General features: G+C 65.2%; 16 protein-coding genes. 5 read left to right on the forward strand and 11 right to left on the reverse strand.

The window, feature by feature from the left end; translation table 11 throughout:
- Nucleotides 1-3: 3 nt before the first annotated feature.
- From FGD77_RS07565 to FGD77_RS07575, 3 genes are read right to left on the reverse strand one after another with little or no spacing between them, the layout of a single operon-like run.
- Complete coding sequence (locus tag FGD77_RS07565; RefSeq protein WP_255008121.1) at nt 4-558, reverse strand: HK97 family phage prohead protease; 555 nt, start codon at nt 556-558, stop codon at nt 4-6.
- A gap of 21 nt (nt 559-579) precedes the next feature.
- On the reverse strand, nt 580-819 hold the full coding sequence (locus FGD77_RS07570) for a hypothetical protein (protein WP_255008123.1): 240 nt from the start codon (nt 817-819) through the stop codon (nt 580-582).
- A complete protein-coding gene (locus FGD77_RS07575; protein WP_255008125.1) occupies nt 812-2,020 on the reverse strand; it encodes a phage portal protein in 1,209 nt (402 codons plus the stop codon). The genes FGD77_RS07570 and FGD77_RS07575 overlap by 8 nt, the downstream gene beginning before the upstream one ends.
- Nucleotides 2,021-2,227: 207 nt before the next feature.
- Here FGD77_RS07575 and FGD77_RS07580 point away from each other — a divergent pair, with 207 nt between their 5' ends.
- On the forward strand, nt 2,228-2,830 hold the full coding sequence (locus tag FGD77_RS07580) for a dimethylsulfonioproprionate lyase family protein (RefSeq protein ID WP_255008127.1): 603 nt from the start codon (nt 2,228-2,230) through the stop codon (nt 2,828-2,830).
- A 73-nt stretch (nt 2,831-2,903) separates the two neighbouring features.
- Here FGD77_RS07580 and FGD77_RS07585 read toward each other — a convergent pair whose 3' ends face one another.
- The 3 genes from FGD77_RS07585 to FGD77_RS07595 all read right to left on the reverse strand — a co-directional run bounded on the left by FGD77_RS07585 (nt 2,904) and on the right by FGD77_RS07595 (nt 6,833).
- Nucleotides 2,904-4,280, reverse strand: coding sequence for a DNA-packaging protein (locus FGD77_RS07585; RefSeq protein ID WP_255008138.1), 1,377 nt, complete (start codon nt 4,278-4,280; stop codon nt 2,904-2,906).
- Complete coding sequence (locus tag FGD77_RS07590) at nt 4,183-4,524, reverse strand: hypothetical protein (protein ID WP_255008140.1); 342 nt, start codon at nt 4,522-4,524, stop codon at nt 4,183-4,185. Before FGD77_RS07590 ends, FGD77_RS07585 begins: the two co-directional genes overlap by 98 nt.
- A gap of 287 nt (nt 4,525-4,811) precedes the next feature.
- On the reverse strand, nt 4,812-6,833 hold the full coding sequence (locus FGD77_RS07595; protein ID WP_255008142.1) for a TonB-dependent receptor: 2,022 nt from the start codon (nt 6,831-6,833) through the stop codon (nt 4,812-4,814).
- Between the two features lie 220 nt (nt 6,834-7,053).
- Between FGD77_RS07595 and FGD77_RS07600 the strand changes: the two genes are divergently transcribed.
- From FGD77_RS07600 to FGD77_RS07615, 4 genes are read left to right on the forward strand one after another with little or no spacing between them, the layout of a single operon-like run.
- Nucleotides 7,054-8,100 (forward strand): hemin-degrading factor, encoded by a 1,047-nt coding sequence (locus FGD77_RS07600; protein ID WP_255008144.1) that lies wholly within the window; start codon nt 7,054-7,056, stop codon nt 8,098-8,100.
- On the forward strand, nt 8,100-8,990 hold the full coding sequence (locus tag FGD77_RS07605; protein WP_255008146.1) for a hemin ABC transporter substrate-binding protein: 891 nt from the start codon (nt 8,100-8,102) through the stop codon (nt 8,988-8,990). The genes FGD77_RS07600 and FGD77_RS07605 overlap by 1 nt, the downstream gene beginning before the upstream one ends.
- A gap of 1 nt (nt 8,991) precedes the next feature.
- Complete coding sequence (locus tag FGD77_RS07610) at nt 8,992-10,068, forward strand: iron ABC transporter permease (protein ID WP_255008148.1); 1,077 nt, start codon at nt 8,992-8,994, stop codon at nt 10,066-10,068.
- Nucleotides 10,065-10,847 carry a heme ABC transporter ATP-binding protein gene (locus FGD77_RS07615; RefSeq protein ID WP_255008150.1) on the forward strand — a complete coding sequence of 261 codons (783 nt, stop codon included), beginning with the start codon at nt 10,065-10,067 and terminating at the stop codon, nt 10,845-10,847. The genes FGD77_RS07610 and FGD77_RS07615 overlap by 4 nt, the downstream gene beginning before the upstream one ends.
- Here FGD77_RS07615 and FGD77_RS07620 read toward each other — a convergent pair.
- From FGD77_RS07620 to FGD77_RS07640, 5 genes are read right to left on the reverse strand one after another with little or no spacing between them, the layout of a single operon-like run.
- The gene (locus tag FGD77_RS07620) at nt 10,844-11,770 is read right to left on the reverse strand and encodes an energy transducer TonB (protein WP_255008152.1); all 927 of its coding nucleotides are present in this window, start codon (nt 11,768-11,770) and stop codon (nt 10,844-10,846) included. The genes FGD77_RS07615 and FGD77_RS07620 overlap by 4 nt on opposite strands.
- Nucleotides 11,767-12,153, reverse strand: coding sequence for a biopolymer transporter ExbD (locus FGD77_RS07625; protein WP_255008154.1), 387 nt, complete (start codon nt 12,151-12,153; stop codon nt 11,767-11,769). Before FGD77_RS07625 ends, FGD77_RS07620 begins: the two co-directional genes overlap by 4 nt.
- Nucleotides 12,150-12,536, reverse strand: a complete 387-nt coding sequence (locus FGD77_RS07630) for a biopolymer transporter ExbD (RefSeq protein WP_255008156.1) — start codon at nt 12,534-12,536, stop codon at nt 12,150-12,152. The genes FGD77_RS07625 and FGD77_RS07630 overlap by 4 nt, the downstream gene beginning before the upstream one ends.
- Entirely contained in the window at nt 12,529-13,191 is a 663-nt protein-coding gene (locus FGD77_RS07635; protein WP_255008158.1) for a MotA/TolQ/ExbB proton channel family protein, read from the reverse strand. Before FGD77_RS07635 ends, FGD77_RS07630 begins: the two co-directional genes overlap by 8 nt.
- Complete coding sequence (locus FGD77_RS07640) at nt 13,188-13,619, reverse strand: hypothetical protein (RefSeq protein WP_255008160.1); 432 nt, start codon at nt 13,617-13,619, stop codon at nt 13,188-13,190. Before FGD77_RS07640 ends, FGD77_RS07635 begins: the two co-directional genes overlap by 4 nt.
- Nucleotides 13,620-13,689: the final 70 nt, after the last annotated feature.

Consider the following 13,689-nt stretch of genomic DNA (forward strand, 5'->3'; position numbering starts at 1 on the left):
GCGCTAGCCGCGCGCCAGCTCCCGGCGTGCGGCATTGAACGTCGCCGCCAATTCACGCAGATCGCCGCCATCCAGGGCATCGCCCTTGGCTGCCACCCGCGCACTGGGAAGCATTGGGAACGTCACCAGCGACACCTCCCACAACTCCAGTTCCTGCAAAAGCCGTCGGCCCTTGTCATTCTTCGTCGCCCGCACCGTGCGATAGCCGATGCTCAGACCGTCAATCGCGCCCGCGCCGATCAGCGCCGCCGCCTCGCGCCCACGGCCCACGGCCTCCAGCAAACGGCCCTTGACGTATAGCCCGCGCTTGTCCTCGCGCACCTCGTCCCAGACGCCGATGGGCTGCGCCGGATCGTGCTGCCACAGCATCTTGACCTGCCGGGCCTCGGCGCTCAGCCTCGCCAGCGACTTGGTATAGGCACCCGCCACCACCACGTCGCCGCCCTGATCGGTGTCGCCGAAATAGCTGGCATAGCCTTCGATCCCTACGCCGTCCTTGACGGTCAGATCCGCATCGAACCGCGCGAATTTCCGCTCCAGCCCCGTGTCGATATCCATAAACCTCATCCTTTCAAAATCTCACGGCAGCGCCGACAAAAGCGGCTGCAACGCCTGCGCTATAATCGCGCCCGCGATCCCGTAAACGGCCAGCCACAGCCGCCGCTCCAGCCGCTCCATCGCCTCTTCCAGCTTCTTCTGCCGCTCGGCGACAGCCTGGAACTTCAGCGTGGCCACCCGTTCGTTCGCCTCCAGCCGCAGCGCCGGCGCACAGTCGAACGCCTCAAAGCCGTAACGCTCTGACCTGCGCTCCTCATCCATCCGCGCACCCGGGCTCGGGCAGGGCGGGCAGCCCCAGCAATGACCGCTTTTCGCCTTCCGTCAGGAAATCGGCCCCGGCGACCCGCGCCCATTGCGCATCCCGCTCGGCGGCTAGCGCAGGCACCTGATCCAGATCCGGCTTCAGCTCCAGACCATGGTCATCGAACCCGCTCAACCAGTCCGAGAGGCTGGCTGCGACCCGGCTGGCAAGCGGCAGAACTGTCAGCCTGAAAAACGCCCGGTTCGCCTCCTGATAGTTGGAATAGGTTGCATCCCCGGGCACACCCAGCAGCATCGGCGGCACCCCGAACGCCAGCGCGATCTCGCGCGCCGCGCTCTCCTTGGTTTTCTGAAACTCCATGTCCGAGGGCGAGAATCCCATCGGTTTCCAGTCCAGACCACCCTCCAGCAGCATCGGCCGACCGGCATTGCGCGCGCCCTGATGATGGCTCTCCATCTCGTCCACCAGCCGTTGATACTGGTCCGTGCTCAGCGTGCCCTGACCCTCGGCGCCCCGATAAACGATGGCACCCGAAGGCCGCGCCGCGTTATCCAGCAGCGCCTTGGACCAGCGCGACGCGGAATTATGCACATCCACCGCCTGCGCCGCCGCCTGCATGGGCGACAGCCCATAGTGATCGTCCTGCGGATGAAAGCTCTTGATATGGCAAACCGCCGGATGGCCCTGGCTGACATCGAACCGATGCTTGCGCCCTGCCACGGCATATTCATACGCCACCGGCCAGCCATCCGCGCCCGGCACCACGCTCATCCGGTCTGAGCGCAGCACATGCAGCTCCACCGGCGCGCCGTCCGCATCGCCGACCGCTTCGACATAGGCGTTGCCGGTCAGCAGCAATTGACCGTAGAGCGCCTCCAGCAGCTCGGCGCGCCCCTGCGCCGGGTTCGGGCGGCGCGTCAGCGACAGCATCGGGTGCTCGGCATACCGCTGCTCTGCGTCCTGCAAGACCAAGGGCAAGGACGCCGCCGCCTCCGCGATCATCTTGACACAGCGGAACCCCACGGGATTGGCGGCAAAGCCCTGCCGCGTCAGCGTCCCGGTATCGCGCGCGCTCCACGCCACCCGGTTCGATCCGTGCCAGGCCATGACACGGCCTGCCGCGCTGGCCTTGGCTTCGGGCGCCTCGGCACTTTTGACATCGGTCTGCGCCGCGCCTTGCCGAAAGAAGTCCATGATCATCTGCCCTTACTCCTTGCTGTTTCGCGTCGAACCTTGGGCCGTTGCCTGTCGATCCGCTGTTGAAGGCATCAGACACCTAAAGGTTTAAGAAAACTGAACGGGACCGTGCGCTGTTCGGTGCGCGGCCCCAGAACGCCGCAAAACCCCAGCAAAGACTGGCGCGGTGTGCCTCCCGCCGCTAACCTTTCCCGCAAAGGAGACCCGCCCATGCGATCCGAATCCCTGCAAGATTTCCTTGCTGCTGCCCGCACCGCCTTTGCCGCGCATGTCGACCATCCGCGCGCGACAGACTCATTGCACCGTATCTTTGCGGCACTTGAAACACCGGGCGAATGGTCCGAAACGTTTGGAGCGCGCCTCCCGGCCTGTGCGCATCTTGCCGAAGCCACAGACCTGTCGCACTTCACCGACCCGTCCCTGCGCGCGTTGGTAAAAAGCTTCCTCCGGCTCGAACCGGACCTCTACTGGCGTCCGCGCAGTGGCGATTGCACCAATGCCGGACCGGGCTTTGCCGAAAACCACGCGAACGCCTATATCGTCGGCCCCGGCGGGATCGAGCGGCGCAGCGACGTCTGGATCGGTATGTCGCTGGTCGCGCCGAACATTCGCTATCCCGATCACACCCATCCCCCGGAAGAGACATACCTCGTCCTCAGCCCCGGCCAGTTCATGCAAGGCCACGACAACTGGTTCGAGCCGGGCGTCGGTGGCACGCTCTATAACCCACCGGGCATTTTGCACGCGATGCACTCCGGCGCCGCGCCGCTCCTCGCCCTTTGGGCGCTATGGGCAGAGCCGAAGGGCCAATGACAAACACAAAAAAGAGGCGCAACGAATGACCGTTGCGCCGCTTTTCCGGGCCTCCATACATCCCGCCCCGTCGTCACACCGCGCGCACCCTTGGATGTCGCCATTTCGCCGCCGGTTCGATCATCAGCTCATGCAAGGCCCAGACCAGCGCATCGACGCGGTCGGGGCTACCTTTGCCCTCAAATCCCTGCACCGTCATCGCGCACATCTGGTCCTCCAGATCGCCCAGACCGCGCAAATGATGCACGCGTTCCTGCTCATAGAGCGCCGCCACAGGCTCCGCCCGCGCCACCTTGCCGCGGCTGGCATGAACGGCTCTGACAGGCACCGTGGGGTCGATCTGCCGGATGACCTCCGTCACCATATCGCCCCCCTGGTTGACCTCGGCCACCAGCCGCTCGGCCCCCCAGTCCTGCATCGCCCGCACCGCTGCCGCCGCCCATTTGGCGGGGCTGGCCGCGCCAACCGATGCATCGGCCAGCACATAAGCGCGCCAGTCCTGCACCGGCCCGCGCGTCACCGCGCCGACCACGACGATCCCGCATTCGTCCGACTTGGCGCCGCCCGTCACCGGTGGATCGACCGCCACCACGATCCGGTCCATTTCGGGCGCCAGATCCACGCGCACCGCCTCCAGCGCGCTGGTCGTCCACAGCGCGCCTTCGGCGCCCTCCATCAACACACCATCCAGTTCCTGCCGCCCCAGCCGTGTCCCGGCATAGCGCGTGCGCACTTCCTCCAGGAAACTCTCGGCCAGAAACGCCTTATTCGCCTCGGTGGGCGCGCTTGTCACCACGGTCGAGGGGGATTTCAGCAATTCCTTCAGCACTCCTACATTGCGCGGCGTCGTCGTCACGCACACCCTTGGCCGCTCCCCCAAACGCAGCGCAAACTGCAACATGTCCCACGTCTCGCGCGCCTTTTTCCACTTGGCCATCTCGTCCACCCAGGCCCCATCGAACTGCGGCCCGCGCAGCCCCTCGGGTTCATGCGCCGAAAATACCTGCGCGATCGCGCCATTGGGCCAGACCAAACGCGCCTTGGTCGCCTGCCATTCAGGCCTTCGGTCGGGCGGAGAGCAGGCCAGTATTCCGCTTTCGCCGAACACCATGACGTCCCGTACCTGCGCCACGGTCTCGCCGATCAATGCCAGCCGCCGACACGGCCCCGCGTCCAACGGCGTCGCCCCTTCAACGCAGCTACGCACCCATTCGGCCCCGGCGCGGGTTTTCCCCGCGCCGCGACCGCCCATGATGACCCACGACCGCCAGTCCCCCTCGGGCGCCAGCTGATGCTCCATCGCCCAGAATTCGAACAGATAGGGCAGCGCCAGCAGCTCACCCTCGTCTAGGCTATCTAGGAAAGCGTCCCGGACATCCGGCCCTTCGGAGGCGATCCAGACGGCACCCGATCGAATCCCGTGCCGCGTCCATGTCGAGCGCGTATCCATTGACGATCCCCTGCTCTTTCTTTTTGCGTTGCTCAAGTTGTGTCTCCGCTTCAATTGCCATTTTCAGCCACTGCCGGATGTCGCCCAGTATCCGGCTCTGGTTCTTGATGTCGTCGAACTGCTGCGCCCTGACCTTGTCGGACAGGGCTTCCAGATCCTCGCACATGCCGCGCAGCTGACGTTCCAGCGTGGTGACAGTTGCGCTCAGACCCGAAGGGCCCTCTTGGGGTGTTATCAAACTCATTCGTGATCACTGCCTTATGCGATTGCGTTGCTTGCCCCACCGCCCGCGCGAAATGAAAAATCGACCACCGGGGATTTACCCCCGGGGCCGCTTGCCCATCTCTTCCAGCATGTCACAACCTATACGCGAAACCGTTCGCAGAGTCAATCTATTCCAGATCGAAGGGCGCCACTAACCGCCCGTAACTAATACACTTTGTTAACGATTTCGGCTCGTAACGCAGCGGGCGCATCCTGCTCTGATGCGCCCGCAAATGGTACGGAAACTGCGGTAGGGGTCGCGCGAAATCAGAACGTCTTGGTCAGAGTCATCTTGACATTGCGCCCGGGTGCAGGCCGCGTCGACAGGCTTGGCTGATACTGCTGATCAAACACATTCTCGATCCCGATACGAAATGCGGTTCCCTTCCAAACACCGCTTTCCGGCGCGATGGTCGCGCGGATATTGTGAACCGCGTAATCCGGCGACCGGACGCCTGCCAACGTGATCGAATCGTTCGCCACCATTTCCCAACTCACGTCATAGGCGCTGCCGATCTTCTTGCCGACGGTCAGGCGCAGACTATCTGCTGCCAGGTTCTGCCAGTCCTGCGCGACCCCGGCGATATCGGTCTGCCGTCCGTCCGTGATGTTGGCGTTCAGGTCCATGTAGAACCCGTTGACCATCGCATAGGCCGCTTCGATCTCCATGCCCCGCGTGCGTACCTTGTCCAGCGCGATGGTCGGCGGCGGGCCCATTGGCGGGCCGACCGGGGGCAGCGTGGCGACATAGGACGTCACATCGCGCAATGTCGTGTCGTATAGGTTCACCTTGACCGCCAGCCCGTCGCCCGACTGAAAGACTCCTTCACGCTCATATGCGCCGCCGATCTCATAGGTCAGCGCCTTTTCGGACGTGGATATGCGCATGGTGTTGCCCAGATCGTCGATGGGCGGCAGCACCTCGGTATAGGCGGCCGATCCGAACAACGAGACTCCGTTCCGGAACGCGTAGCGCACCGAAACGCCGCCCATCAGCGCGTCATTGTCGTAGGATCGGCTCAGACCGGTGACCGGTGCCGGGTCGATGCTGGAGGTCTCGTAGCGCAGGGCCGGCGTCACCGTCCAGCCGCCGCCAAACGACATCTCATCGACGGCGAACATGGCCCAGCGGTTGTCTTCGCCGCCCGGCGCGCCGGCAGCCGACTGATCCCTGCGCTTGCGGTTGATGTACTCCACTCCCGCCGTCAGATCGTGGCTGACCGCGCCTGTGCTGAACAGCGCTGTGTTCTTCAGCGTGACAGTCGTCGTCTCATATCGGTGGTCGGCATCTTGCAGCGGGCTGATGACCGGCCCGACCGCCTGCTGGTCGATCCGCTCGTCCGAATAGGAATATTGCAGGCTCAGGTTCACTAGATCGTTGCCGATAGGGTCGAACCTGTAGCGCAGCACGGATGTCTTTGATGCCACCTGCCGGTCCACATTGCCAAAGAACGGGGCCAACCCAAAGGAATCATACGGCACATCGTTCTGGGTCGATTCCGATTCCATATGCGACGCCATGATCGAATGGGAATCATCCTCGCCAAAGGTCAGCTTGCCCTTGATCAGCCATGACGGGTCATTCACGCCGCCCCCTGCCGGGTTGATCAGGTTGCCATTGCCGTCGGTCATCGGATTGCTGTCGCGGTAGGTGTAGTTCGCCAGAAACTCCAGCTTTTCGGTCGGTTGCCAGGCCAGGATGCTCGACGTCGCGAACCCCTCGCCATTTGTTGCCAGTTCGAGCGTCTGTTGCATCTTCAGCCCGGGCACACCGCCGGTAAGGTCGGAGGCGTCCTTCGTCTCCAGCCGGACGACACCGCCCACCACGCCCGACCCATACTGAAACGACCCTATCGTGCCGCGTATGACCTCGACCTTCTTGTAGAGCGCGGGATCGGTGAACAGCTGATTGCCGATCCGGTACAATTCCTCGCTGCCCCGCGTCGCGCCGTCGATCTGGATCAGCACTTTGTTGTCCGTCCCCAGATCCGCCCGCGCGCCATAGCCGCGAATGGTGATGCCTGACCCCTGCGGTGTCGCGCCGTTGACCAGCGTGACACCGGGGACCGAATCGATCAACTCGGCCACTGTCCCCGCCTGCCGGTCGTCGATCTCGGTCTGGTCGATATCGGTTACAGGCACGGCGGTATCGGTGCGCACCTCTCGCTTGCTTTCGCCCAGCACGATGGTGCCCAGATAGGCGCCGCCATCCTGCGCGGCGGCAGTTCCACCATATCCCAGACACAGGGCGGTTCCGCTCCACAGCGCCGCACGCATTGTTCGTTTCATCACGTCTTCCCTCACATGGCTTTGGTCTTGACCGGGGCTTGCGAAGGGCTGGCGCGGCAGGTTTTTGCGGATCCCGAGAATTGGGGCTTGTGTCGGATAGTGGAGTCCGACTAAAAAAGTCAAGAATAATCGGGCGCTGTTTTCCCGCGCCCGAAGCCACGCAAGCGCCAAAGCGCAGCGCAGCCAGCCTTCCAGAACGCACAAACGCAAAGAGGACGCCATGGCCGCCCCCACTCCCGAAGAAATCCGCACCGCCCAAGCGGACAACCCGAAGCTGCGCGACCGCGATCTCGCAGCTAAAATCGGCATTGCCGAGGCGCAGCTTGTCGCCGCCTCCTGCGGTATCACCGCCACCCGGATCGCCCCGCATCCCGACCGCATCATGGCCGCCGCGCAATCGCTGGGCGAGGTGATGGCCCTGACCCGCACCGACAGCTGCGTGCATGAAAAGGTCGGCACCTACGCCAACTATACCTCCGGCGCCCACGCATCGATGGTCCTGACCGAGGATATCGACCTGCGCATCTTCCCCTCGCACTGGCGCCACGCCTACATGGTGGAAAAAGAGACGGATACCGGTCCCCGCCGCAGCCTTCAGGTTTTTGACGCAGCGGGCGATGCGGTTCACAAGATTTTCCTGCGCGACACCTCGGATTTGGCCGCGTGGGAGGCCCTGCGCAGCGATCTGCCGCTGGACGATCAGTCCCAGACGCTCACCGTCCAAGACCGCAAGCCCCCCGAGGCGCCCAAGGCCGAGCTGTCCAAGCTCGACATCCTGCAAAAGGAATGGGCGCGCATGACTGATACGCACCAATTCATGCGCCTGACCTCCAAGCTGAAAATGAACCGCCTCGGCGCCTACCGCATCGTCGGCGCCCCATTCGTGCGCCAATTGGCGACCGGTGCCGTCAATCAGGCGCTTGAAACGCTGGCCCGGGACGGAACCGAGGTGATGATCTTTGTCGGCAATCGCGGCTGCATCCAGATCCACACCGGTCCCATCATCACGCTCAAGCCCATGGGCCCGTGGCAGAACGTGATGGACCCGCGCTTTAACATGCACCTGCGCCTCGATCACGTGGCCGAGGTGTGGGCGGTCGATAAACCCACCCAGCGCGGCCCCGCCGTCTCGCTTGAGGCATTTGATGCCGACGGCACGATCATCTTCCAGATCTTCGGCGTCGGCAAGGAAGGCCGCGACAGCCGCCCGGCATGGCGCGCGCTGGTCGCAGGCTTGCCCGGCGCCCCAGTGACCGAGCCAGCCTGATGCGCGCCCGCCTGACCAACCGCACGACGACACTGGCCGGCAGCATCGCCATCACTCTCGGCCTCATCGTCCTGTTTGGCCCGTGGCACCCGGCCCGCGCCGAAGCGCCCGCCGACGTCGTCTCTATCGGCGGCTCGGTGACGGAAATCATCTACGCGCTGGGCCAGCAGCACCGCATTGTTGCGCGCGACACCACATCGACCTTCCCGCCCCAGGCCGAAGCATTGCCCGATATCGGCTACATGCGCGCCCTCTCGCCCGAGGGCGTGCTGTCCGTCCGTCCCGCCCTGATCCTCAGCGAGGCCGACAGCGGCCCGCCCGACGCAGTGGACGTGCTGCGCGCCGCCGGCGTCGAGTTCGTCATGCTGGGTGCCGCAACAACCGGCGAGGGCATCGCGACAAAAATCCGCAGCATCGGCGCGGCCCTCGACGTCCCGGACAAGGCCGGGGCGTTGGCCGCCCAGATCGAAAAGGACATGCTGGCCGCCACCGCCAGCGGGACCGAGGCCGCGGGCAAAACCCCCAAACGAGTTCTCTTCATTCTCAGCACCCAAGGCGGGCGCATCATGGCCTCGGGCACAGGCACAGCAGCAGATGCCATGATCGGACTGGCGGGCGGTATAAATGCCATTACCGAAATCTCGGGCTACAAGCCACTGAGTGACGAGGCGATCACCCGCGCCGCCCCCGACGTCATCCTTGTCATGGATCGGGGCGGTGATCACGAAATCACCCGCGATGCCCTGCTGGCAACGCCCGCCATCGCCACCACCCCGGCTGCCGCCGCTGGTGCCGTTATCCGCATGGATGGTCTCTATCTGCTGGGCTTTGGTCCGCGAACGCCGCAGGCCGTGGCGGACCTGACCGGCGCGCTCTACGGCGGCGGCTGACATGGTGGCAATCGATGCATCCGGCAGCGCCACCGCCCGGCGGGGCGACAGGCGCAGCCTTGCCCGTCGCGTGCATGTGGTGCTGGCGCTTCTCTGCGTCGGCTCGATGGTGGCCAGCCTCGCCATCGGCCCCGCCGGAACGTCGCTCTGGGCTGCGCTGGGTCAGCTGCTACGGGGCGAGCCGCTTGCACCGCTCGACGCCGTCATCCTGTGGAACATCCGCATGCCGCGCACGGCGCTGGGCGCGCTGGTCGGCGCATCGCTGGCGGTGTCGGGGACGGTGATGCAGGGTCTTTTCCGCAATCCGCTGGCCGATCCCGGCATCGTCGGCGTCAGCGCCGGCGGCGCGCTGGGCGCGACCGGCGTGATCGTGCTGGGCGCGTCCCTGCCTGCGTGGCTGACCGCTGCGGCGGGGGCCTACCTTGTCCCGATCGCGGCGTTTCTCGGCGCATGGGCATCGGTGCTGACGCTCTACGCCGTGTCGACCCACCGGGGCCGCACATCTGTCATTACCATGCTGCTCGGCGGCATCGCACTGGCCGCGCTGGTGGGGGCGGCGATGGGCGTGCTGGTCTACATTGCCGATGATGCGCAATTGCGCGACCTCACGTTCTGGAACCTCGGCTCGTTGGCTGGCGCGACGTGGTCCAAGGTGCTCGGCGCCGGCCCGCTGATTATCGCCGCCACCTGCGCGGCGCTGTTTCTTGGCCGCTCGCTCAATGCGCTGGCCCTGGGCGAGGCGGCAGCCCATCACCTCGGCATCCCGGTGCAGCGCATGAAATCCATCGCCATCCTTTGCGTCGCCGCCGCCACCGGCAGCGCCGTCGCAGTTGTCGGCACTATCGGATTCATCGGCATCGTTGTTCCGCACCTGCTGCGCCTGTCGACCGGCCCAGATCACGGCCCCTTGTTGATAAACGCCGCACTTCTGGGCGCGTCCCTGTTGATCTGGGCCGATGTGATCGCCCGCATGATCGTTACCCCTGCCGAGCTTCCCATCGGTATCGTCACCGCGCTGATCGGCGCACCGGTTTTCCTGTGGATCCTCCTGCGCGGACGCGGGTCGCTGGGCTTGTGAGCGTTCACGGGCAAAACATCCGCCTGTCCCTCGGCGGTACACCGATCCTGCATGGCATCGATTTTGTCGCCCAGCCGGGTCATGTCACCGCCATTGTCGGGCCGAACGGATCGGGTAAATCCACCCTTTTGCGTGTCCTCAGCGGCGAAGAGCGCGCCGACGGCAGCGCCACCATCAACGGCCTGCCCATCGTCGGCAATGCGCGCCAACTGGCTCGGATGCGCGGCGTGCTGCCTCAGGGGGCCAGCATGGCCTTCCCCTTCACGGTTGCTGAGGTGCTGCGCATCGGCTTGTCCGCCGGCCCCTATGCCGCCGAGGCCACCATCCCGGCGCAGGCTCTGGCCGCGGTCGGCCTGACGGGTGCGGGGCATCGCTACTACCACGAACTGTCCGGCGGCCAGCAGCAGCGCGCACAGCTTGCGCGCGTTCTCTGCCAGGTCTGGCAGCCTGTGCTGGGCGGCACGCCCAGCTGGCTGTTGCTGGACGAGCCGGTGGCCAGCCTCGACATCGGCCATCAGTTGATCATCATGGACCTTGCGCGCCGCTATGCGCAGGCAGGCGGCGGTGTCATCGCCGTCATGCACGATCTGAACCTGACGGCGCTCTACGCGGATCGCGTCACCCTGATCGAGGCCGGCCGGGTCGCCGCCACCGGCACCCCGGCGCAGGTGCTGACGGATGCGATCCTGTCCAAGGCCTATGGCTGCCGTCTGTCGGTCAACACAGCGCCACAGCTCGGTACGCCCTACATCCTGCCGCATAGCGCGCAGGTGCTTTAGCGTCCTTCGATATTGATCGAAAAATTGCGCTGTGCACCCGGCGGTGGCGGCGGAAACGGCGCGGCACTGCGGATCATGCGCAGCGCCGCCCGGTCCAGCGCAGCCGAGCCTGAACTGCGCGCGATTGACGCCCCTGCGAGCCCTCCTGCGCCGGAGATGCTAAAGGCCACCACGGCAGTCCCGCGCGATCCGGTCCTTGGACGTGGCACCCGCGACACGCGCCGCATCACCAGCCCCGGATAGTTGCTGGCCGCCGCATTTCCCGACGCCGCAGAGCTGCCGTGCGCGACGCCCGCTGCCGTTGCCGCAGCACGACTGTTGCCGCTGGCTGCACCGGCCTTGTGGGCCTGCTTGGCATTGCCGCGCGGCTGTTTGGCAGGTTCACGCTTCTTTTTTGGCTGTTTCTGCGCGGCCTTCTGAGCGGTCTGCTCGTTCTTCTTTTCGAATGCTTCACTGCGCGGCTTTGGCCGCAGGGACCGGGCGACGGCAGGCTCGGCAGTATCGTCTGCCTCGATAACCTCCTGCGCCATTTCGGGCGTCACAGCTTCGGTCTGCGCCAGAGGTGCGGCAATGGTCGGTACGGCATCATCTGCTATCTGCTCAACGGCGCGAGGCACCTCGGCAGGTGTCTGGGTCGGTTGCGCCGGCGTTGCCTCCACCCGTTCGGCTGGTTCCGGCTGCACCGGCTGCGCGCGTTCGGGCGGTTGCGGCTCCAACACTTCGGTCATATCGGTTGTTTCTGTCGCCTCCAAGGTGCCGACCGCCATATCGGCAAAGCTGGTGCCGACCTGCACATCCTGCGCGCCCGCGCCGCTTTCGATGGCGACCTCCTGCCGGGCCATCAAGGCCCAGCCCAGCACAGCGTGAACGGCCAACGCCACGGCCAGCGCCAAAACCCAAAGACTGCGCGATGCGGCAATCATTCCAGCCCCCGTTCGGTGATGATCAGAACACGCCCGGCCCCTGCGCTGCGCAACTCGCGCGTGATACGCACCAGGTCCTGCGCTGACAGCTCTCGGTCGGGAATCAGGCGCACATCCGGCTGCGCGTGATCCTCCTGCCGCAGCATAAAGGCTGCGGGCGACAGGATTTGCGTGCCCTGATAGCTTAATATGCCATCCTCATCGATCACCAGCGCATCGGGTGGTGCGCGCCCCTCCAGATCGGCGGTGCGGATCAGTTTCAGGTCGCGGTCCAGCGGCTGCGCCAATGTGCCGGCAACCATGAAAAAGACCAGCATCAGAAACACGATGTTGATCAGCGCGATGGTCGGCTCGCGTCTGGATTTTTCGCGCGCGCGTCTCATGTGCCACCCAGAACGGTCGGCGCGACGCTGCGCAGGGGACGCAGCGCCACCAGAAGATCGGTCAGCCGCTGCGCCGTCACGTCACTGCGCAGCGAGATCAGCAAGGGCACAGGGGCGGCGTCCGCATCAGCCACAGGCAGGGCAGGGGCCAGTCCGGCCAGATCCAGAACCTCGCCGTTCAGGGTTATGTCATCTGAGCCCAGTTGCAGGAACAGCGGTTTCACATCGGGCGCCAGCGCGGCGCCGCCGCTGGCCGCCGACAGTTCAACCTCGGAGAATTTGGAAAAGGTCGAGGTCAGCATGAAGAACAGCAGCAACAGAAAGATGACGTCGATCAGCGACGTCATCGACAGCTTGGTCCGTTTGCGGCGTGGCTTAAACACGCAGCGGTGTGGCGGCAGGTGCTGCATCCTCCGCATTCCCTGTTGCCGTGCCGCGCGGGCGCAGGACGGTGGCGATGGCGCGCTCGGCGGTGACGCGCTCGCGGTCCATTCGGCCCTCGAACCAGCTGAGGACCAGCGCGGTCGGCATCGCCACGACCAGCCCGACGGCGGTGGTCAGCAGGGCGACCCAGATCCCCCCCGCCAGCAGCGAGGGGTCCACCTGCGCGCCCGCCTCCTGAAGCGAGCGGAACGCCTCGATCATGCCCAGAACCGTGCCGAACAGGCCCAGCAGCGGGGCCAGTTGCGCCACCGAATCCAGCAGGCGAAACCCGGATTCCAACTTGGCAAAGCGCGTCTCGGCCTCGGCTGTCAGGCGTGGCATATCGCCGGTATCGCAGGCAAAGGCCATGTCGATCACCGGCGCCAGATAGCTTTTGGATTGGTTCAGGGCGGCGCGCGCCCCGGCGCGGTCACCCGCATCCCATGCCTCGACCGCCTGGCTGAGGGCGGTATGGCGCCCCACGCCCGCCACCGCGAACTGCCATGCCTTGTACAGCATCGTCGCCAGGGTCACGACAGAAACCGCGATCAGCAACAGCACGACAGGGCCGCCCAGATCGGCGATCTGGCGCAATGACTCCAGCAGCGCGGTCATCCCTGCACCTCGATATCCGTGCGCGAGCCTGTCATCAGCCCGGCGTCACAGGCCGACGGGCTCAGACCCGGAGCCTCACAGGTGCTGGCGCCATTGATCAGAATCTTGCCCAGCCCGTCGCAGGCAAGGCCCGGCACCGAAAATTGCCGCACGCGGGGACGTGCCGGGGGCAGGGTGCCGAAATCGAACAGGGTCAGCCGATCTACCTGCCCTTCGCTGTCAAACAGAACCGTCTCGTAGACCAGCTTGTCGATCTGGCTGGGATGACCGTTGATGACCAGAAATGTCAGGGTGCAGCCGTTATCGGTCGACTTTACCGCGTTCAACTCGACCGACACGGCCTTGTCAATCGGGGCTTCGTCCGCTGCATGCGCAGGCAGGATCGGGCCGCACAGCATGGCGCCGATCAAGGCCGTTTTCAGGTTCATGACAGATCCTTCCGCAAGAATGATGTCGCCAGAGCCGAGGGCGCGCGCAATTTGAGGAAGGATTCACCAC

The sequence above is a fragment of the Roseovarius sp. M141 genome, assembly GCF_024355225.1.
Classification (GTDB): Bacteria; Pseudomonadota; Alphaproteobacteria; order Rhodobacterales; family Rhodobacteraceae; genus Roseovarius.